1 pseudogene is annotated in these 328 nt (G+C 49.7%); it reads left to right on the forward strand.

Features of this window, described 5'->3' with window-relative positions:
• Positions 1–110: 110 nt before the first annotated feature.
• A pseudogene (locus AC6CWS_RS26520) lies at positions 111–328 on the forward strand (DUF3304 domain-containing protein); the annotation flags it as partial.

Genomic DNA, 328 nt, shown 5'->3' on the forward strand with positions numbered 1-328 from the left:
GCTGAACAAAATGACGAAAGCAGGTATGCCTGAAAGCGTGCGTATTGCCTGAAAACACAACCCGCTACGGGGGAGACTTACCCGAAATCTGATTTATTCAACAAAGCCCCATTGAAGCTATCAACCATACCCACTGGGCCATCAACCACTTTAGTGTCAACGGGCAGTCCGGTGTCGATATTATCGGCCCGTGGCAGGGAGGAGGCGGTGCTGGTTACTTTGGTGTGCCTCCAAAATGGGAACCGGGAATGACGGTAAAAATTGAGTGGGAAACAGGAGAAGCTTCAACAGATGGCTTTCCAGGATACGATCATTGGGATGAGTATCT

The organism is Klebsiella sp. M041, from assembly GCF_059759695.1.